Genomic DNA, 19,741 nt, shown 5'->3' with positions numbered 1-19,741 from the left:
GAACGACCACGATTCATGGCCCCATCATGCCGATCGCGATCGAGGCCGGAGCAGGGTTCGCACAACGCTCACAGGATCGGAACTCCGGCGTGGCCCGCGAGGACGATTCACTCGAGCGATGACGAGAGCGCATCTGATGTCGGAGGCTGCCCGTACAGTCGTATATATGTACGAAACTCTCCGATTCGATGATTCGCTGACGGGCGATCCGGGTCGGTTCATCGATGCGCGCGACGTGCTCGACGGGGACGTCGAGGTCCTTGCGAGAGGACCGTGGAGTCCCTCCTCCGAGGAGTCGTTCGACGCGGGGCTGTCCGAGCTGGAGGGGGCCGTGATGCGCTCGCGGGTGCTCGTGGCGGACCAGTACCGCATCATGGGTGAGGTGCTCGATGCGGCGGCCGATGATCCGGCGCCCTGGGTGGGTCGGGACCCGACTCTCGAGCCGGACTGGTTCGATCCTCGGGGTCGGTCCGTCGGTTCGATCCGCCGAACGAGAAGCGAGGTCGCGATGCGCGCCGCGGGCGCGGACATCGCCGTGCGACTGCGGATCGCGGAAGGGACGGTGCACGCCCGGGCAGGAAACGCTGGAACCCTGAAGCGGCGGTGCCCGCGGGTGTGGGAGGGATTTCTGTCGGCCGGATCGCTGAGGCGAACGCGGTCACCGCCGCGCAGCTCGCCGGCAGCCTTCCCGATGACGCACGAGAGGCGTGGGACCGCTTCGACGCCCAGGTCGCTGCGTCGGCCGAGTCGTTGACGGCGGGAAGTTCCGGATCCGCGCGCGGGTCATTCGCGAACGTCTGCACCCGGAGTCGGTGGAGGTCCGCCACCGCAGGGCAGCGGAAGACCGGCGGGTCTGGGTGACGCCGGAGCTCGACGGGATGGCGACGGTCGGCGCCTTCATGCCCGCGGTCGACGCCCACGCCGCGCTTGCTCGGGTGACCGCTGCGGCGCGCCACCTGAGCTCGTGCGAAGGCGAGACGCGCACGTTCGCGCAACTCCGCGCCGACGCCCTCTCCGACTTGATTTCGTACGGCGAGGCCGCGAATGAGCGCGCGCACGACGGCGACGCAGGTGCTTCAGGGGTCCGCGCGCAGATCGAGGGCGGTGGCGGCGGCGAGCGTCGGAAGGGGCCAGGGGGCGAGACGGCGGGAGTTCCCGGCTCCGGCCACCCGGCCGGTTCCGACCGACGGCCCGGCGTCGTCGCATCCGTGGCGATAACGATCCCCGCGCTCACACTGCTCGGTCACGGCGGGGAGCCGGCCATGCTCGAGGGCTACGGCCCGATCGATCTGGACACCGCGCGACGGCTCGCAGCAGGCGCGACGTGGTGGATCCGAGTGCTCACTCATCCGGTGACAGGGACGGTGCTCGATGTCGACCGCGGGGCCTACCGCGTTCCCGGAGCGCTCCGCAGATGGCTCGGGGTGCGGCATCCGCTGTGCATCTTCCCCGGTTGCCGCCGGCCGTCCGCCGAATGCGACGTCGACCATTCGATCGATTGGCAATACGGCGGTGGCACCCGCGACGACAATCTCGCGCCGCTCTGCCGGAGTCACCACACGATCAAGCACGAAAGCCTCTGGGCGATGGCGCGCGATCCGGTCACCGGAGACATCGCGTGGACCAGTCCGACCGGATACACCACGAGCGCCGATCCGCCGCCCTTCTGAGTCACGTGGCCACGGTCCGGTCTTCACGACGCGGCGCCCCGGTCGGGCCGTCACGACGCGGCGCCCGGTGGGATCGTTACGACGCGGCGCCACGGTCGGGTCGTCACGACGCGGCTACACGGTCGGGTCGTCACGACGTGCGCGCGGTCCGGACGATACGACGCCGCGCCCGGTGGGGTCGTCGCGGCGCGGCGCCCGGTCGGGCCGTCGCGACCCGGGCGCCCGGTCGCACGGTCGTTCGCGGCGCTAGTCGAGGACCGCGTAAAGGCGGGAGATCCGACCATCCCTGACGAGAGCGATGTCACTCCCGGCCAGAACGGGATCTTCTCCTGGTGCACCGAGCTGCCAATGGAACAGCACGGCGTCGTCGGCGTGCTGGACCGGCCTCCTCAGGGAGAACCGGGTGCTCGGCCCCATCATCGCCGCGAGGGCATCGATGCGTCGGATGAAGTCCTCTCGCCCATCGACCGCACCGTCCTGATCCACGTACCGAACGTTCTCGTCGAACAGACGCTCGATCGCCGTACGACGTCGATCGGGGTCTGCCTCGTTCGAGACGTCCGCTAGGTAGGCGGCGACGAGGTCTTCGGGATTCACCCCTCCATGTGCCGCTGCTGTCCACTGTGCCGTCGCCCGAGCCCGAGCCCGAGCCCGAGCCCCAGCCCCCGCGCCGTCACCCGTGGCGTCACCGTCGCCCGCGGCTCTTCGCACTGGTGTAAAGAATTCTTGACACAGGGATCCAGAGGGCGTACCGTCATCCGTGTCAAACATTTTAGACATCGAAGGGCGGGCGATCATGGGATACGCCGAACGCAACACCTGGGCCCAGCTGATCGCGAGTGCGGGTGGAACCGCCGTCTATCTCGCGATCGTGCTCCCGCAGCTTGCCACCACGCCTGTCAGCGAGATCGACTGGGTGTGGCCCATGATCTGGACGATCGTCGGTGCGATCATCGTCTCGATCGTCCTCAGCATCCTCTGGGGCATCTTCGCCGGGATGGCGAATCCCGAGGCGGGGCACACCGCCGACCTTCGAGACCGGGAGATCGAGCAGCTCGGCGACCGCGTCGGTCAGGCGTTCATGGTGATCGGCGGCCTTGTCGCACTCGTCCTTGCGATGGTCGAGGGACCATGGTTCTGGATCGGCAACGCGATCTTCCTCGGATTCTTCCTCTCGGCGTTCCTCGGCGGACTCACCCGCATCGTCGTCTACCGCCGGGGGATGCCGTGATGGTGAAGCCGACGAAGGTCACCAATTCCATCCGCGCGGTCCGCGAGACGCAGGGCATGACGCAGGCCGAACTCGCCAGGCGCATCGGCGTGACCCGCCAGACGGTCATCGCGATCGAGCAGGAGAAGTACTCCCCGTCGCTCGAGCTGGCGTTCCAGATCGCCCGCGTCTTCGGCGTGGGACTCGACACCCTTTTCCAGTACCCAGAAGGACACCCCTCATGAGCACCCGAATCCCCGCACCCGACCAGACTCCGAACGCCACTCCGAACGCCATCCCGAGCCCCACCCCGAACGCCGGCGCGACTCCCACCCGGACCCGCACGATGGACGCCTGGATCCAGAACCACTACGGCGGTCCGGATACCGCGCACGTGGTCCGCGCAGACGTTCCGAATCCGGGTCACGACGAGGTGCTGGTGCGGGTTCGCGCCACGTCCCTGAACGCCGCGGACACCCACATCATGCGCGGTGACCCCCTGCTGCTGCGGCTCTTCTTCGGCGTTCGCCGGCCGAAGGAGCGTACGCGGGGACGGGATGTCGCCGGCACGGTCACCGCCATCGGGCCGGACGTCGTCGAGCTCGCCGTCGACGACGAAGTGCTCGGCGAGCTGGCGGGAGGCGGCCTCGCCGAATACGTGAAAGCTCCCGCATCCCGGCTCGTGCGGCGCCCCGCGAACCTCGGTCCCATCGCCGCCGCCGCCCTGCCGCTCGCGGGCGGCACAGCCTGGCAGGCCATCGAGAGCGGCGGCGTCGCCGAAGGCCAGCGCGTGCTGGTGATCGGGGCATCCGGCGGCGTCGGAACCTTCGCGGTGCAGCTCGCCGCCCATCGCGGGGCCGAGGTCTGGGCGCTCTGCGGTGCCCGCAGCCGCGGGCTGGTCGAGCAGCTCGGTGCGTCCCGCACGTTCGACTACACGCAGACGGATGCCTCGGCTCTGCCCCCGGCATCCTTCGATGTCATCATCGACATCGCCGGAACCGCCCCGCTCCGCGCCCTCCGCTCCCTGTTGCGCCCCGGTTCCCGGAAGCAGCGCGGAGGCACGCTGGTGCTGGTCTCGGGCGAGGGCGGCAGGGTCCTGGGGCCGATCGGCCGCATGCTCCGCGCGGCGCTGCTCGCCCCGAGCGGCCGCGGCCGCCGCATCCGCCCGCTCGCCGCGGTCACGAAGCCCGACGTCACGAGCCGGCTCGCGGCCCTCGCCGCGGACGGCTCCATCCGCTCGGTCATCGAGCGCACCTGGCCCCTCGGGGAGGCGCGCGAGGCGCTCGCGCACGTGGATGCCGGCCACACCGTCGGCAAGGTGGTCGTGCTGATCACCCCGGAGGATCCGACGTGAGACAATAGGTGCTGGCGTGCCTGAGTCGCACCCTTCCTCCCGCGCTGTTTCATAGAAGCGCGGCGAGTCGAAGGGCCGCCTGGCCCCTGGACAGCGTCCGCCGCCCCTTCCAGAGGAGCACACATGTCCACGCAGAACATCGCCGCCCTTCGACCGGCTCAGGGACCGGAGTCGGCCGCTGCTGTGACCCGCACGCAGCACCGCCGCCGCTACCTGATGTGCCGCCCCGAGCACTTCACGGTCAGCTACACCATCAACCCCTGGATGGTGCCCGCGAACCCGACCGACACCGCCCTCGCGGTCCGGCAGTGGGAGGCGCTCTACGACACGTACATCGAGCTCGGCCACGAGGTCGAGCTGATCGACCCCGTCGACGGGCTGCCCGACATGGTCTACACCGCCAACGGCGGGTTCCTCATCGACGGCATCGCGTACGGCCCGAAGTTCCGCTTCCAGGAGCGCGCCGGCGAAGAAGGCCCTTTCATCGAGTGGTTCCGCGCGAACGGCTTCGACACGCGCGTGCCGGAAGAGGTCAACGAGGGCGAAGGGGACTTCCTGCTCGTCGGGAACACGATCCTCGCCGGCACCGGCTTCCGCTCTACCGGCGACAGCCACCGCGAGATCGGCGAGATCTTCGGCCGCGAGGTTCTCACGCTCACCCTGACCGACCCCCGCTTCTACCACCTCGACACCGCTATCGCCGTGCTCGACCCGGTCGAGGGCGTCGAGAACGGCGGCCCGGAGCGCGCCAACATCGCCTACCTGCCGGCGGCGTTCGACGCGGAGAGCCAGGCGCTCCTCGCCGAGCGCTACCCCGACGCGATCCACGTCTCGGACGAGGACGGCGCCGTGTTCGGCCTCAACTCGGCGAGCGACGGCCGCAACGTGATCATCTCCCCCCGCGCCAAGGGCTTCGAGCGGCAGCTGCGCGACCGCGGCTACCACCCGGTGCTCGTCGACCTCTCCGAGCTGCTGCTCGGGGGCGGCGGGATCAAGTGCTGCACCCTCGAGCTGCGCGGCGCGTCATGACGTCCGTCGCAGACATCGACGACACCGCCCGCATCATCGCGGCCGAAGAGGAGCACGTCGCGCACAACTATCACCCGCTCCCCGTCGTGATCGCCAGGGGCGAAGGCTCGTGGGTGACGGATGTCGAGGGCAAGCGCTACCTCGACCTGCTCTCCGCCTATTCGGCGCTCAACTTCGGGCACCTGCATCCGGCTCTCGTCGCCGCCGCCCAGGAGCAGCTCGGCCGCCTCACCCTGACCAGCCGGGCGTACCACAACGATCGCCTCGGCGCCTTCGCCGCGGCACTCGCCGAGCTCTGCGGCAAGGACCTCGTGCTGCCGATGAACACCGGCGCGGAGGCGGTGGAGACCGGCATAAAGGTCGCCCGCGCCTGGGGCTACCGGGTCAAGGGCATCACGCCCGACCGGGCGATGATCGTGGTGGCCGGGGGCAACTTCCACGGCCGCACGACGACCATCGTGGGCTTCAGCGACGATGCGTCCGCCCGCGACGACTTCGGTCCGTACGCACCGGGTTTCGTGACGGTGCCGTTCGGCGACGCCGATGCCCTCGAGTCTGCGATCGACGAGAACACCGCCGCGGTGCTGCTCGAGCCGGTGCAGGGCGAGGCCGGGGTCATCGTCCCACCGGAGGGCTACCTGCGCGCCGTGCGCGAGATCACCGAGCGCAACAACGTGCTCTTCCTCGCGGATGAGATCCAGTCGGGCCTCGGCCGGGTCGGCGAGACGTTCGCGTGCGACCGCGAAGGCGTCGTGCCCGACCTGTACCTGCTCGGCAAGGCGCTCGGTGGCGGCATCCTTCCCCTCTCCGCGGTCGTGGGGAACACCGACGTGCTCGGCGTTCTCCGCCCGGGCGAGCACGGCTCGACGTTCGGCGGCAACCCGCTGGCCGCGGCCGTGGGCCTGCGCGTGGTCGAGATGCTGTCATCCGGCGAGTTCCAGCAGCGCGCCCGGGCGCTGGGTGAGCACCTCGAGCAGCGCCTGAACGGGCTTCTCGGCCACGGCGTCACCGGCGTGCGCATCGCGGGCCTGTGGGCCGGCGTCGACATCGACCCCGCGGCGGGAACCGGGCGCGAGGTCGCGGAGCGGCTGCTCGCACGCGGAGTGCTCGTGAAGGACACGCACGGTCAGACCATCCGCATGGCCCCGCCGCTCGTCATCCGCTCGACGGAATTGGACTGGGCCGTGGAGCAGCTGCGCCTGGTGCTGGAGGGCTAGTCGAAGACCGCCACCGTGCGCCAGTGCCAGCCGGTGGCGCCGTCGGGCACCACGCCCACCTCTTCCTCGGTCTGCAGCTCGCCGGCCTTGCTCGTGGCGCGGCACCGGAGAACGTGGTCGCCCTTCTTCGCGGTCCAGGGGATGCTCCACTGCACCCAGGTGTCGTTCGAGATGGCGGTGGCGAGCGTCGCGGGGCGCCACTCGCCCTCGTCGATCTGCACCTCGACGCCCTCGATGCCGACCTGCTGCTGCCAGGCGACGCCGGCGATCACGGTTTCGCCGGCCCTCAGGCCCTGACCGCCGGCCGGCACGTCGATGCGCGACTCCAGTTTGATCGGGCCGCGCTCCGACCACCCACGGTCGGTCCAGTACGCGCGCTGCTCGTCGAACCGCGTCACCTCGAGCTCGGTCACCCACTTCGTCGCCGACACGTAGCCGTAGAGCCCCGGCACCACCATCCGCACGGGAAAGCCGTGCTCGACGGGCAGCGGTTCGCCGTTCATGCCGATGGCGAGGATGGCGTTGCGGTCGTCGGTCAGCACCTCGAGAGGGCTGGATGCCGTGAACCCGTCGATCGAGCGCGAGAGCACCATGTCGGCATCGGCAGTCGGCTTCGCGCGGCTGAGCAACTCGCGGATCGGGTAGCCGAGCCACAGCGCGTTGCCGATCAGCCCACCACCCACCTCGTTCGACACGCAGGCGAGCGTCGTGACGCTCTCCTCGAGCGGCAGCGCGAGCAGCTCGTCCCACGTGAGCTCGACCTCATTCTCGACCATGCCGTGGATGCGCAGCTTCCAGGTGGCTGGGTCGACCTGCGGCACGACGAGCGCCGTGTCGATGCGATAGAACCGCTCGTTCGGCGTGATCACCGGCGCAAGCCCCAGGATCTCCAGCTCTGCGGCCGCCGGCACCGGCGGGGCGGCGACGGCCGGGGCCGGAAGGCGCAGCGCCTCGCGGATCACCGTGATGCCCCGGGTGCCGGCATGCACGGCGGTGGCGCCGAGCGTCGCGAGCACACCGAGGGCCGTCGCGGACCCCGCCCAGACGAGCACGCGACGGCGCCCCGGGTCGGGGGCGCCGGCGGCGCCCGAAGGGCTGGTGTCGCCGGGCGCGCCGGTCTCGCCCGGCGCGCCGGTCTCGCCGGGCGCGCCGGTCTCGCCCGGGGCGCCGGTGGCGGCATCCGGAGTCTTCTGCCTCTGCCGCAGGATCAGCAGCAGCGCCCCCGCTGACACCGCGCCGGCGAGCATCGACGGCAGCCATGCGAATCCGGCGGCCTGCGCGCGCGTCATCGCGGCGACCGCCCCGATTAGCCCGATGACGATGAAGACGATGCGGCCCCACGGCGGGCGGCGAAGATCCAGGATGCCGGCGCCGGCCGCCACGGCGAGCAGCACGATCGCGATTCCCACGAGCAGTGCGACCTTGTCGGCCGTGCCGAAGAGCGCGATCGCCGTGTCTTTCGCCCACGGCGGCGCCGCGTCGATCAGTGCGCCGCCGATCGCGGCGAACGGGCTGGATTCCGGGGCGATCAGGGCCGCGGAAAGCTCGCCCACGCCGGCGCCGAGCACCGCCGAGGCGACACCCGCGAACGCGGCCGCGAGTGTGGTCCGCGTCGTGCGGTTCAGCGCCACGCTCCGAGCCTAGGCCGCGCAGCGCGCCGACGGGCCGGCGGGGGCGCGGAAGTCGGACGCTCGCCGCCGTCGCCGGCTCGGTGTCCGCCGGAGGCTCGCCGCGAGTCGCCCGGTGGTACGGTGTGGCCATGTTCTCGGACAGGGGTGTGGGAGGCAACTGCGTGCGGGGCTCGTCGGGCGACGAATTCGACGGACATGGACGCGGTCGTTGAACTCGAGATAGCCCCGGGGCCCGAACCGGGCTCGTACGCGGTGCACGTCGTGCGTTCCCTCGCCGGCGGGGAGCCGTCGGCCACGATCGTCCTGGATGTCGATGAGATCCTGGCGGGCCTTCCGCAGCTCGAGTCGAGCATCCTCGCATCGGCAGTGTCCGCCCGTCGCGTGCTGACCAGCAGGGAGTCGGCGCTGCAGGCGATCGGCGTGCGGCTCTTCGAGACGGTGTTCGCCGGCCGGATCGCCGGGGTGTACCGGGCCAGTGCGGCGGTGGCGTCCGAGCGCGAGATGGTCACGCAGCTGACGCTGCGCCTCACGGCCCCCGAGCTGGCCGCCCTGCCGTGGGAGTCGCTCTACGATCCGGAGGTCGGAGGATATCTGAGCCGCAAGGGAGCCGTCATCCGCCGGGTCTCCTCGCCGTACGCTCCGGAGATCCCCTCCGTGCGTGCCCCCCTGCGCATCCTCGGCATCATCTCGTCGCCGCGCGGCCTCGCCGCGCTCGACGTGGAAGCCGAGCGAGAACGTCTCGAGGCGGCGCTGCACGATCATCTGCGGGAGGGGCGGGTCGAGCTCAGCTGGCTGGAGGATGTGACCTGGGGAGGACTGCACAACAAGCTGCTGCGGGAGCCGTGGCACGTTCTGCACTTCGTGGGACACGGAGGGTATGACCCTCAGTCCGATGAGGGCCTGATCGCCCTCGTCGGCCGAGAGGGACGCGCCGACTACGTGCCGGCGAGCAGCCTCGCCGACCTCATCAACGAGGCGGAACCCACGCCGCGGCTCGTCGTGCTCAACTCGTGCGAATCGGGAGCCACCGGAACCACCGATCTCTTCGCCGGCACCGCGGCCACACTCGTGAGAAGCGGAGTCCACTCCGTCGTGGCGATGCAGTTCGCGGTGAGCGACTACGCCGCGCTGGCCTTCGCCCGCGGCTTCTACGTCGCGCTGGCCAGCGGCCGCCGACTCGGGGATGCCGTGCGCAGCGGACGGATCGGCATCCTCGGAACCAACCGCGACACGCTCGAATGGGTCACCCCCGTGCTGTATCTGCGCGGAGACGACACGCGACTCCTCGACGCCGTGCCCCTGGTACGCGGTGTCGCCGAGGAGGGTGGTGCTGTGAGCGGTGCGGATGTCGGCGCCGCAACGGTTCACGGCGCGGCGGTGGGCGGCGCGGCGGTCGGCGCCGCGGTGGTCGGCGGGGCAGCGGTGGGCGGCGCCCTCGGCGCGGTGCCGGCCGATGCATTCGGCCCCCCGACCGGACCGGCGACCGGCCCGGTGGCCCGCGAGGTGGCCGGTGATGCCTTCGGCCCGGTGCCCGGCGAGTCGCCCGGTGAGGCGCAGAGCGATGGGTTCGGCCCCGTGGTCGGCGAGGGACCCGACGAAGACTCCCGCCCGGTGCCCGACGTTCCGGATGCTCCGGTTGCTGCGAGTGCGCCGGCGGTTGCGGAAGTTCCGGTTGCGGCGGCTGCCCCTGCGGATCCGGATACTCCGGTTGCTCCGGTTGCGCCCCTCGTTCCGGATGCTCCGGCTGCGGCGGCTGCTCCTGCGGTTGCGGATACGGATGCTCCGGTTACTGCAGCTCCTCCTCCCGCAGCCGCGGCTCCTCCCGCTGCGCTGGATACTTCCGTTGCTGCGGCTCCGCCTGTCGCTCCGGCTGCTGTTGGTCCCGAGACTCCGGCTGCCGCGGGTCCTCCCGTTCCTCCGGTCGATGAAGCGCCGCGCGAGACGCGTCCCCGGCGACGTGTGCCGGCACTGCCGATCATCCTGGGCGTCGCCGCCGTCCTCGTGCTCGCCGGGCTCGCCTGGGCCGGAATCGCCCTGTGGGGTGCTCTCACCCCTGATCCCGCTTCCACCGCGGAGGCCGACGGACCGACCCCGTCGGCTGCGGCCTCCCCCTCCACCTACCCGGCGGTCCAGCTGGACGTTCCCGCGGCGGCCGCGTGGACGCCGTCCGGTGTGACGTGCGACATCGGCGACGAGCTCCGGATCACCGCCACGGGCACGATCCTGCACGAGGACAATCCGAATTCCATCGTGCCGCCTGACGGCCTGCTCGCGCCGGACGGATCGCCCGACCCCGTCTACCTGCCCTTCGGGATCGACGAGCTCCCGGGCGTGGCGACCGCCAGTCTCATCGGAAGCCTGGACGAGAACGAGCCCTTCTTCGTCGGCTCCGACGTCACCTACGTGTGCTCCCGAGCCGGGCAGCTGTACCTCGGGATCAACGACGTAGGTCTGCCCGGAAACAGCGGCGCCTGGCAGGCGACGGTTCAGAGGACCGTCGATCCGACCACCGACTGAGGAGCAGCATCATGCGACTTGTGACATACACGACCGAGGACGGCTCAGAGGTGACGGTGCAGGTCACCGAGGAGGACGGGATGCCCGGGGGTGTCGTGACCCGCGGGCTGCCTTCGCGCGAGGTGGTGACCCGGGCCGAGCAGGGGCTGGATGACGCGCTGTCCAAGGTGCAACCGGCCGTGCGGTCGATGGTGCGGCAGCTGCGGTCCTACGCGGATGAGCCGGACGAGTTCCACGTCGAATTCGGCATCCAGCTGAGCACGGGGGTCGGCGCCTTCATCTCGGCCAGCGCGACGGCCAACTTCCGGGTTCTGATGGTCTGGAACAGGCGAGACTGAGGCGGCTCGGCCGAGGAGGGTCCCCGCCCGACGCCGAAACACAGCGGCAACACACCCCGGACTAGGCTCTCCACATGGGTGACTTGTTCGACGGCTACGGGTCGACACTCGCGCCACGCAAGACCACGGGGGGCATCCCCGCGTTCGACGAGATGTTCGGCGGCCCGGAGCATCCCGGTGCTCCGGCCGAATCCCGATCGGCCTACCGGGAGCTCTACCAGGCGCTCGCCCAGATGACGCAGGAAGAGCTGCGCGGGCGCACGGAGTCGCTTGCGAGCTCGTATCTGGCGCAGGGCGTCACCTTCGATTTCGCCGGCGAGGAGCGTCCGTTCCCGCTGGATGCCGTTCCGCGGGTCATCGCGTACGAGGAGTGGTCGCGCATCGAGGCGGGCGTCAAGCAGCGCGTTCGCGCGCTGGAGGCGTTCCTCGACGATGCGTACGGGCGCCAGTACTGCGTGCGCGACGGGGTGCTGCCCGCGCACCTGATCGCGTCGTCGCAGTACTTCTACCGTCAGGCGGCCGGCATCCACAGTTCCAACGGCGTGCGCATCCAGGTGTCGGGCATCGACCTGATCCGAGATGAACACGGCGAGATGCGGGTGCTCGAAGACAACGTGCGCGTGCCGAGCGGGGTGAGCTACGTCATATCGAACCGCCGGGTGATGGCGCAGACGCTGCCCGAATTGTTCGTCTCGATGCGCGTGCGCCCGGTCGGCGACTACCCGAACAAGCTGCTGGCGGCGCTTCGCGCCTCCGCGCCGCCAGGAGTCGAGGAGCCCAACGTCGTCGTGCTGACGCCCGGCGTCTACAACTCCGCCTACTTCGAGCACACGCTGCTCGCCCGCCTGATGGGCGTCGAACTGGTCGAGGGCCGCGACCTGCTCTGCGCGGGCGGCAAGGTCTTCATGCGCACGACCCGCGGACCCAAGCGCGTCGATGTCATCTACCGCCGGGTCGATGACGACTTCCTCGACCCGCTGCAGTTCCGCGCCGACTCGATGCTCGGCGCCCCCGGGCTCATGCTCGCCGCGCGCCTGGGCAACGTGACGATCGCGAACGCCGTCGGCAACGGCGTCGCCGACGACAAGCTGCTCTACACCTACGTGCCCGAGCTCATCCGGTACTACCTCTCCGAAGAGCCGATCCTCAAGAACGTCGACACCTGGCGCCTCGAGGATCCGGGCGCGCTCGAAGAGGTGCTCGACCGCCTGGACGAGCTGGTGGTCAAGCCCGTCGACGGCTCCGGCGGCAAGGGTCTCGTCGTGGGGCCGGATGCCTCTCCCGCCGAGCTCGAGAAGCTCCGCACCCGCCTTCTGGCCGATCCACGGGGCTGGATCGCGCAGCCTGTCGTCATGCTGTCGACGATCCCGACGCTCGTCGAAGACGGGATGCGACCCCGCCACGCCGACCTTCGTCCCTTCGCGGTCAACAACGGCGACGACATCTGGGTGCTGCCCGGCGGCCTGACCCGGGTCGCGCTGCCGGAGGGGCAGCTCGTCGTGAACTCGAGCCAGGGCGGCGGATCGAAGGACACCTGGATCGTGGGCGGGTCAGCTCCTGGGCACGTCGAGTACGGCCAGGGCAACGGCCTTCCGGGTCTGGTCGCCGACCAGGCATCAACCATCACCGCCGCCATCCCGATCATCTACGACGGCCAGCCGGCCGTCTCGCATTCGCCCCAGGACCGCCCTCGCACCCGCATCGAGCAGCAGGAGCAGCAGCAGCAGCAGGCTCAACGCCCGGTCGCCGAGCATGTCGAGGCGTCGACCCTTCGACAGGCTCAGGGACCAAACGTGGACGGTGCAGCATGCTGAGCCGCATCGCCGACCCTTCGACTCGCTCCGCTCGCTCAGGGACCAATCCTGGACGGTGCAGCATGCTGAGCCGCATCGCCGACCCTTCGACTCGCTTCGCTCGCTCAGGGACCAGGAAGGACGGCTCATGCTGAGCCGCATCGCCGACCCTTCGACTCGCTTCGCTCGCTCAGGGACCAGGAAGGACGGCTCATGCTGAGCCGCATCGCCGAAAGCCTGTTCTGGATCGGCCGCTACATCGAACGCAGCGACGGGACCGCCCGCATCCTCGACGTGCACCTGCAGCTGCTGCTCGAGGATCCATGGATCGACGAGGACACCGCCTGCCGTTCGCTGCTCCTGGTCATGGGCTCGACGAAGGCCGACGCGGGGACGATCGTGCGCCGGGAGGACGTGCTCTCGAGACTGGCGGTCGATCGAATGAACCCGGCCAGCATCTCCTACTCGCTCACCGCCTCGCGGGAGAACGCCCGCCGGGCGCGGGAGATCGTCTCCTCCGAGCTCTGGGAGTGCCTCAACACGACGAATGCGGGCATGCCCCGGCGCCTGCAGACCGAGAAGGTGCACGAGTTCTTCAAGTGGGTGCGCGAGCGCGCGGCGCTGGCGGTGGGCATCGTCGACTCCTCCACGAGCCGAGACGAAGCCTGGCAGTTCTTCACGCTCGGGCGGAGCATCGAACGCGCCGACATGACGGCGCGGATGCTCGCCACGCGGTCGCTGACCCAGGCGTCCGGCCCTTCGTGGACCACCATCCTCCGGTCGTGCGGGGCGTACGAGGCATACCTGCGCACCTACCGCGGGATGCCGAGCGCCCGCAACGCGGCTGAGTTCCTGCTGCTCGACCGCCTCTTCCCCCGCTCGATCATCTACTCCATCTCGCGCGCGGAGGACTGCATGAGTGCCATCGACCCCGGGCAGGACCGCGTGGGTCACTCGAACCAGGTGCTGCGCGCCCTCGGCCGCATCCGCAACGACCTCGAGTACCGCCCGATCAGCGAGATCCTGAGCGAGCTGCCACACCACATGGACCAGGTGCAGAAGGTCACCCGCGAGGCATCCGAGGCCATCCGCGCCCGCTTCTTCCCGACGCAGGCCGAACCGAACTGGATCGGAGAGATCTCTTGAAACGGCTCCGCATCGAGCACGCCACCGGATTCCGCTACCTCGGCGACGTCTCGGCGTCGTACAACGAGGCGCGGATGCTCCCCGGTACGACCGACAGCCAATTCGTGCTGAGCTCGTCCCTCGACATCCACCCCTCGACATCCGTCAATGCGTACGTCGACTACTTCGGCACGCGCGTCAGCGCCTTCGATGTGCTCTCCCCGCACACCGAGCTGAACATCACCGCCCGGAGCCTGGTCGAGGTGCGGCCGCGGCCGATCGAGCACGCCGACATCTCGTGGGATCGGCTCGCGACCGAGTCGGCTCGTGTCATCGACACCGTCGAGCAGCTCGTGCAGACCCACCGCACGCGTCCGCATCCGGAGGTCGTCGAGCTCGCGCAGACCATCGCGGCGCGGCACGAGCACCCCAGCCGCGCGGCGCACGACATCGCGACGACGATCGGGGATGCCGTCGAGTACATGCACGGGATCACCGGCGTGCACTCCACGGCGATGGAGGCGTGGGAGGCGCGCAAGGGCGTCTGTCAGGACATCGCGCACATCACGCTCGGCGCCCTGCGCTCGGTCAACATCCCGGCGCGATACGTCTCGGGCTACCTGCACCCGCGTCCGAATGCGGGAGTCGGCGAGGCCGTGACGGGCGAGTCGCACGCGTGGGTCGAATGGTTCTCGGGTGACTGGTGGGGCTTTGATCCCACCAACAACATCGAGATCGGGGACCGTCACGTGCTCGTCGGACGTGGCCGCGACTACAACGACGTGCCGCCGCTGCGGGGCGTCTACGCCGGTCCCTTCAAGAGCCAGCTCTTCGTCAAGGTGACGATCACGCGCGAGGCGTAGCCGCGACTCGATCGGGAAGCGCGGTCAGCCCGCGAGCAGGACGGTCAGTCGAGGACCTGCGTCCTGATCACGGTCGCTTGGAACGCTCCGCCGTTGTTGGCCGTGCCTGCATCGTTTATCCCCAGAGCGAGCGTCCCGTTCTCGGGGCAGACGTACGTCGCCCTCGACCCGATGAAGAACGGCGACTGCTGGCCGAGGCGGCCGATCAGACCGGCGTGCGGCGCGTCCGGCAGCTCTGCGATGTTGTACTGGTGATAGCTGGGATCGGCCAGCCCGTCAGGTGAAGCCGTGGCGTCGGCCGGCGGTGCGTGATTGATCGTCCCCTCGGCGGTGATGGCCAACTCGTCGCCGGCGGCGCAGGACACGCCCGTGTCGGTCCAGGCCACGGTGCCGGGCACCGCCAGCGACACCGCCGGGAGCACCGTCGCGGTCGGTTGGGGAGTGGGGGGCGATGGGGCGTCTGTCTCCTCTGCGACCACCTGGGGAGGGTTCAGGAGCGCGAACGCTGCCCAGACGCCGCCTGCCAGGGCGAGGACCAGGACGGCGACGATGGCGACGATGATCGCCACGCGGCGGCGCGACCCGGGTGGCGTGGAGGGTGGAATCGGCGCGGCGGGCACGGGCGGCGGAGGCCGCGGAGGTGGCGGTGCGTCGGACGCGGGCGCCTCCGCGGGTGGTGAGGCGTCTGCGCGTGGTGCCGGGACCGGGACGGCGGTGGCTTCCGGTCGGGCGTCGGCATGTGCTTCGTGTGCCGGCTCGGCGGGCGCGCCCGGGGCGGGTTCGGATCCCGCTGCCGGCGCGGCAAGCTCCGGTTCGGGCGCCGGCTCGGCGGCAGGCTCCGGCGTGGGTTCGGGTGGCGGTACCGCGGGCGTTTCCGGCGCCGCCTCGGGTGCCGGTCGTGGTTCTTGGCCTGATTCAGCCGGTGCCGCCGCAGCCGCCTCAGCCGATCCCGCGAGAGCGGCTGTGGCGAGGCCGGCCGAGGCGAGCCCGACCGGACGGCCGGGTGGCGGCTCCTCGGGCGAGACGAAGAGAGACGTCTCGGCATCCGGCTCGGCATCCGTCCCGGTCGATGACGGCCCGAAATTCAGCGGATCGGAGGCCGGCCCCCGCGTCGCCACGCCGACGACCGGGCCTTCCGGCGGTATGGGAGCGGGAGGCGCATGACCGGTATCGGCTCCCGGAACACGCGGCGGCGCCTTATCGAGCACACGCGCGCCGTCCCCGCGCAGATACAGGACGGGAGTGATCCACTCGAGGGTGTCGCGCGCGATGCCCAGGATGCCGATCCGGCCGCTGCGCACCGCCTCGTCGATGCGGCGTCCGCTCGCGAGTGCGACGTAGAAGCTGCGAGAGAAGGCGAGCGCGGCCTCGTCGCTGATCGCGAACTGCATGGCCACGACCGCGTGGATGCCGCTGCGCACGAGGGAGGCCGCCGTGCCGGCGAAGAGGTCCGATGTCCCCGTCGCACCCGACTGGCAGGAATTCAGTACGACGAGGCGGGGCTGCGGGTCGGCCTCGTTCAACAGGTCGGCCAGACTGCTCGCGGTCACGAACTCGGCGCGGCCGTCCCGGCCCACCAGGGCGACGAGCCCCTCGTCGGTCTGCTCGTCGAAGCCACCGTGGCCGATGAAGTGCAGCACGTGCCAGGGCTGCGTCAACAGGATGTTCTGGACCCCGCTCCATGTCACATCCTCCAGCCACACGAGCTCGACGCTGCCCTTCTCGATGTGGTCGTGGAGTGCGAGCTCGAGGCGCTCCCTCTCGGCTTCGACGTCGAGCACCTGCAGTCCGCGTGGCGACGAGACGAGCCCGAGGATCCGCAGGGGCGGCTGAACCGGCGGTGCCTCGGCGCTGAACGGCGAGGACACGCGGCGGACGAGCGGCTCCTTGCGGCTGACGTAGCGCCCCGCCTCGGAGTCGTACATCGCCTCCCAGGGGAGCGCCGCGAGGCCGGGTGAGACGAGGCGCAGGGCCACGCGCGGCACGAGGTTGCGCTCGGACGCGACGGCGGCGCTGGAGCGGTATGCGGCGCCGATACGACCGGAGAAGACCGCCTCGAACAGCCGCACGCCGATCTCCTGGATGGCGGACTCGCTGTTCGTCATCACCCGCCGGGCGCGCACCGAGGACGCCAGAACACTGGACTCGATCCGGGGAAGGTCACCGAGGATCTCGTCGATGTCGAGAGTGATCGTCGCGGAAGGGTCCCCACCGGCGAGAGACCGCACGACGCGCACGTCGAACGAGCCGTCGGCTGTTCCGGCCCGTATCTCCAGCTCGATGACCGCATCCATAGAACCCTCGTGACGATGATGACACCGAGAAGAGGCGGCCGAAAGCGTCCCTGATACGCGGCGGCCTGGGCGAGTGACCCGCACTCGCCCGCGAAGACGAGCATCGGTTCGCGTCAGCCGCTGCCCGGCCGTCGGTTGTCACCCCGCGCCAAGCGAGCGAATTGACAACGGTGCGTGTACTTCCGCCGCGCGTCATAAGGATCACCGTCCGCCCGAACGGGGAAAAGATCTGCCAGAACGGAGGAATCCAGCTCACCGCTGTCGGCACCTACGAAGACAACTCCGAGGGACCGCCTTCGGGACCGTCGCCTACGCCGACTCCCTCTGTCGGGTGCCATGTAGCCGGTGGTACGGTGTCGCCGTGAGCGGATCGGTCGATGGGTTCGGTCCGGTGGTTCCAGCGTCGGGTGATGGGCCGCCCTTTGCGGTGGCGGGTCCGTCTCAGGTGACGCTGGATGGCTCGCGGTCGGGTGCTGGGTCGTTCACCGTTTCGAATGTGACGGGGCGGCCGGTGCGGGCGCGGATGCTGGTGCTGCCGGGGACGGGGGCGGATGCGTCGTGGTTCCAGATCACCGGCGAGTCCGAGCGGATGATTCCGGTGGCTGGCGCGGCGACGGTGGACGTGTCGGCGAAGGTCCCTGAGAAGGTCGCAGCGGGGTCATTCTCGTTCGCGCTGGGTGCGGCGTTGGAGGAGGCGCCGGATCAGGTTGTCTCCTCTCCGACGGTCGTGTTCGACGTGCCCGATCGGGAGAAGCCGCGCTTTCGCTGGTGGATCGTCGCGATCGTCGTGGGCGCCCTGATCATTCTCGCTGTCGGCGGGTGGCTGATCTATGCATTCACACAACCACCCAGCGACCCGACGCTGAAACAGGCGCCGACGATCTCCGGCGCTGCCGAAAGCGGGTCGGTACTCACCGTGGGTCCCGGGGTCTGGGACCCTGACGACGTCGTCAGGATCTACGCCTGGCAGGTGTGTCCGGACACGGCGTCGGACGAGAACGACGCGGAATGCGAAGACATCCTCGTCGGCGCCGGAGAGGCTGCCGAGGGCGCAGGAGGGTCCACCTTCGTCGTCGGTGCAGAGGAGCTGGTGGGACAGCGGATCCGCGTCGTCGAGACCGCGGTCAGAGTCGACCTCGAAGAGTTCGGAGAGGAGGGACCCGACGACCTGTCCGGGTTCCCGCAATCATCGGCCCCCTCGTCCCTGACGGATCCGGTCGAGGAGGCGGAACCGACGACGGCGCTGGTGCCGGGCGTGGTGGGATTGACATACGGCGTAGCGCAGGACCTTCTCGCGCAGGCTGGTTTCCAGATCCGCAGGGAGATTCTGGCCGGAACCCCCGTGTGCAGCCCTAAGGTCGAGGATCAAGACCCCGACGCCGGTGTCAGTGCGACCAAGGGCACGGAAGTCGAAGTGAGAATCAAGGATCGACCGCCCGTCACGTCATGCTGGACGATCGTCACCGACGACGACGTAGTGATCATGGATGACTGGCTCCCCGAGAGAGTGGGTCCATAGGATCCGACTCACTTCGGCGTGGCCTCGCTGGTACGGTGTGGCCATGTCGGGTGGTGAGGGTTTCGGGCCGGTGGGTCCGGCGGCCGCTGAGGGGCCGCCGTTCGCGGTGGCGGGGCCGGCGTCGGTGTCGTTGGATGCCGGGCGTTCGGGTTCCGGGTCGTTCACGGTGTCGAATGTGACGGGTCGGCCGGTGCGGGCGCGGGTGCTGGTGCTGCCGGGTGCGGGGGCGGACGCGTCGTGGTTCCAGGTGGTGGGGGAGTCGGAGCGGGCGATGCCGGTGGCCGGGACGGCGACGGTGGATGTGGCGGTGAAGGTGCCGGAGAAGGTCCCGGCGGGGGCGTTCTCGTTCGTGGTGGGTGCGGCGTTGGAGGAGGCGCCGGATCAGGTGGTGTCGGGTCCCACGGTGGCGTTCCAGGTGCCCGACCCGAAGAAGCGGAAGTTCCCGTGGTGGATCGTCATCGCACTGGTGGCGCTGCTGCTGCTCGCCGGCGGCGGAGCGCTGATCTGGGCCCTGACGCGGCCGGACGATCCCCCACCGACGCAGTCGCCCACGCCCACACCGACGCCGACGCCCGAAGTGCTCGTCAGTGACACGCTCAGCTTCTGGGCCGGCGATGCGATGATCGACTTCGAGGAGCCCGAGCCTCAGGTATGGCAGCGCACCTATTGCAGATTCCTGCCCGGCAGCGACCTTTGCTTCTCGGACCAGGACGTGATGGCCGCCGGCTTTCCGGCATTCGAGCCCTTGAGCGTTAGCAGCACCTCCTTCGCCGGCGTGGCGATCGCCGCGGACGGTGAGTATGACACGTGCGTGGCGGCATTGTCCGACCCCGGTGTGTCAAGCGGCGTTTCGATACCCGACCTCCCGATTCCGACGTACGTCTGCTTCATCACAGGGGCGCGCCACTTCGGCGTCTTGGAGATCTCGCCACAGGACGACGGCGTAGCCGAACGAAGGGTCCGGTACACCATCTGGGAGGGACAGGCCTGACCATGTCGGGTACAGAGGGGTTCGGTCCACGAGGTCCGGCGGCCGCTGAGGGGCCGCCGTTCGCGGTGGCGGGGCCGGCGTCGGTGTCGTTGGATGCCGGGCGTTCGGGTGCGGGGTCGTTCACGGTGTCGAATGTGACGGGTCGGCCGGTGCGGGCGCGGGTGCTGGTGCTGCCGGGTGCGGGGGCGGA

18 protein-coding genes are annotated in these 19,741 nt (G+C 70.1%); 15 read left to right on the top strand and 3 right to left on the bottom strand.

Annotated features, from left to right (window positions below):
- Window positions 1–166 precede the first annotated feature (166 nt).
- Together ACLQ2Q_RS14045 and ACLQ2Q_RS14040 are read left to right on the top strand one after the other, a co-directional pair.
- Window positions 167–754 (top strand): hypothetical protein, encoded by a 588-nt coding sequence (locus ACLQ2Q_RS14045; protein WP_425821095.1) that lies wholly within the window; start codon window positions 167–169, stop codon window positions 752–754.
- Window positions 708–1,670, top strand: coding sequence for a DUF222 domain-containing protein (locus tag ACLQ2Q_RS14040; protein ID WP_425821094.1), 963 nt, complete (start codon window positions 708–710; stop codon window positions 1,668–1,670). Before ACLQ2Q_RS14045 ends, ACLQ2Q_RS14040 begins: the two co-directional genes overlap by 47 nt.
- A gap of 246 nt (window positions 1,671–1,916) precedes the next feature.
- Here the strand turns inward: ACLQ2Q_RS14040 and ACLQ2Q_RS14035 are convergent, their stop codons facing one another.
- Window positions 1,917–2,267: a nuclear transport factor 2 family protein gene (locus ACLQ2Q_RS14035; RefSeq protein WP_425821093.1), complete on the bottom strand. Its 351-nt coding sequence runs from the start codon at window positions 2,265–2,267 to the stop codon at window positions 1,917–1,919.
- Between the two features lie 163 nt (window positions 2,268–2,430).
- On the opposite strand from ACLQ2Q_RS14035, the gene ACLQ2Q_RS14030 reads away from it, so the two are divergent.
- From ACLQ2Q_RS14030 to rocD, 5 genes are all read left to right on the top strand, one after another.
- Complete coding sequence (locus ACLQ2Q_RS14030; protein WP_425821092.1) at window positions 2,431–2,901, top strand: hypothetical protein; 471 nt, start codon at window positions 2,431–2,433, stop codon at window positions 2,899–2,901.
- Entirely contained in the window at window positions 2,901–3,125 is a 225-nt protein-coding gene (locus ACLQ2Q_RS14025; RefSeq protein WP_425821091.1) for a helix-turn-helix transcriptional regulator, read from the top strand. The genes ACLQ2Q_RS14030 and ACLQ2Q_RS14025 overlap by 1 nt, the downstream gene beginning before the upstream one ends.
- Window positions 3,122–4,234, top strand: coding sequence for an NAD(P)-dependent alcohol dehydrogenase (locus tag ACLQ2Q_RS14020; protein ID WP_425821090.1), 1,113 nt, complete (start codon window positions 3,122–3,124; stop codon window positions 4,232–4,234). Before ACLQ2Q_RS14025 ends, ACLQ2Q_RS14020 begins: the two co-directional genes overlap by 4 nt.
- Before the next feature lie 123 nt (window positions 4,235–4,357).
- On the top strand, window positions 4,358–5,263 hold the full coding sequence (gene ddaH / locus ACLQ2Q_RS14015) for a dimethylargininase (protein ID WP_425821089.1): 906 nt from the start codon (window positions 4,358–4,360) through the stop codon (window positions 5,261–5,263).
- A complete protein-coding gene (gene rocD / locus ACLQ2Q_RS14010) occupies window positions 5,260–6,480 on the top strand; it encodes an ornithine--oxo-acid transaminase (RefSeq protein WP_425821088.1) in 1,221 nt (406 codons plus the stop codon). Before ddaH ends, rocD begins: the two co-directional genes overlap by 4 nt.
- Here rocD and ACLQ2Q_RS14005 read toward each other — a convergent pair.
- The gene (locus ACLQ2Q_RS14005; RefSeq protein ID WP_425821579.1) at window positions 6,477–8,105 is read right to left on the bottom strand and encodes a molybdopterin-dependent oxidoreductase; all 1,629 of its coding nucleotides are present in this window, start codon (window positions 8,103–8,105) and stop codon (window positions 6,477–6,479) included. The two genes, rocD and ACLQ2Q_RS14005, sit on opposite strands and share 4 nt — an antisense overlap.
- A gap of 201 nt (window positions 8,106–8,306) precedes the next feature.
- Between ACLQ2Q_RS14005 and ACLQ2Q_RS14000 the strand changes: the two genes are divergently transcribed.
- The 5 genes from ACLQ2Q_RS14000 to ACLQ2Q_RS13980 all read left to right on the top strand — a co-directional run bounded on the left by ACLQ2Q_RS14000 (window position 8,307) and on the right by ACLQ2Q_RS13980 (window position 14,747).
- Window positions 8,307–10,628 (top strand): CHAT domain-containing protein, encoded by a 2,322-nt coding sequence (locus ACLQ2Q_RS14000; RefSeq protein ID WP_425821087.1) that lies wholly within the window; start codon window positions 8,307–8,309, stop codon window positions 10,626–10,628.
- An 11-nt stretch (window positions 10,629–10,639) separates the two neighbouring features.
- Window positions 10,640–10,966: a CU044_2847 family protein gene (locus tag ACLQ2Q_RS13995; protein ID WP_425821086.1), complete on the top strand. Its 327-nt coding sequence runs from the start codon at window positions 10,640–10,642 to the stop codon at window positions 10,964–10,966.
- 74 nt (window positions 10,967–11,040) lie between these two features.
- Window positions 11,041–12,780, top strand: a complete 1,740-nt coding sequence (locus tag ACLQ2Q_RS13990) for a circularly permuted type 2 ATP-grasp protein (RefSeq protein ID WP_425821085.1) — start codon at window positions 11,041–11,043, stop codon at window positions 12,778–12,780.
- Window positions 12,781–12,972: 192 nt separating this feature from the next.
- The gene (locus ACLQ2Q_RS13985; RefSeq protein WP_425821084.1) at window positions 12,973–13,905 is read left to right on the top strand and encodes an alpha-E domain-containing protein; all 933 of its coding nucleotides are present in this window, start codon (window positions 12,973–12,975) and stop codon (window positions 13,903–13,905) included.
- The gene (locus ACLQ2Q_RS13980) at window positions 13,902–14,747 is read left to right on the top strand and encodes a transglutaminase family protein (RefSeq protein WP_425821083.1); all 846 of its coding nucleotides are present in this window, start codon (window positions 13,902–13,904) and stop codon (window positions 14,745–14,747) included. The genes ACLQ2Q_RS13985 and ACLQ2Q_RS13980 overlap by 4 nt, the downstream gene beginning before the upstream one ends.
- A gap of 44 nt (window positions 14,748–14,791) precedes the next feature.
- Here the strand turns inward: ACLQ2Q_RS13980 and ACLQ2Q_RS13975 are convergent, their stop codons facing one another.
- Window positions 14,792–17,041 carry a CHAT domain-containing protein gene (locus tag ACLQ2Q_RS13975; RefSeq protein WP_425821082.1) on the bottom strand — a complete coding sequence of 750 codons (2,250 nt, stop codon included), beginning with the start codon at window positions 17,039–17,041 and terminating at the stop codon, window positions 14,792–14,794.
- Between the two features lie 496 nt (window positions 17,042–17,537).
- On the opposite strand from ACLQ2Q_RS13975, the gene ACLQ2Q_RS13970 reads away from it, so the two are divergent.
- From ACLQ2Q_RS13970 to ACLQ2Q_RS13960, 3 genes are all read left to right on the top strand, one after another.
- Entirely contained in the window at window positions 17,538–18,560 is a 1,023-nt protein-coding gene (locus ACLQ2Q_RS13970; protein WP_425821081.1) for a PASTA domain-containing protein, read from the top strand.
- Window positions 18,561–18,603: 43 nt separating this feature from the next.
- The gene (locus ACLQ2Q_RS13965; protein WP_425821080.1) at window positions 18,604–19,551 is read left to right on the top strand and encodes a hypothetical protein; all 948 of its coding nucleotides are present in this window, start codon (window positions 18,604–18,606) and stop codon (window positions 19,549–19,551) included.
- Between the two features lie 2 nt (window positions 19,552–19,553).
- On the top strand, window positions 19,554–19,741 hold a 188-nt coding region (locus tag ACLQ2Q_RS13960; protein ID WP_425821079.1), incomplete at its 3' end, for a hypothetical protein.

It is taken from the genome of Microbacterium sp. DT81.1 (assembly GCF_049844955.1).
Classification (GTDB): Bacteria; Actinomycetota; Actinomycetes; order Actinomycetales; family Microbacteriaceae; genus Microbacterium.
This window is presented reverse-complemented; position numbering and strand designations above follow the sequence as displayed.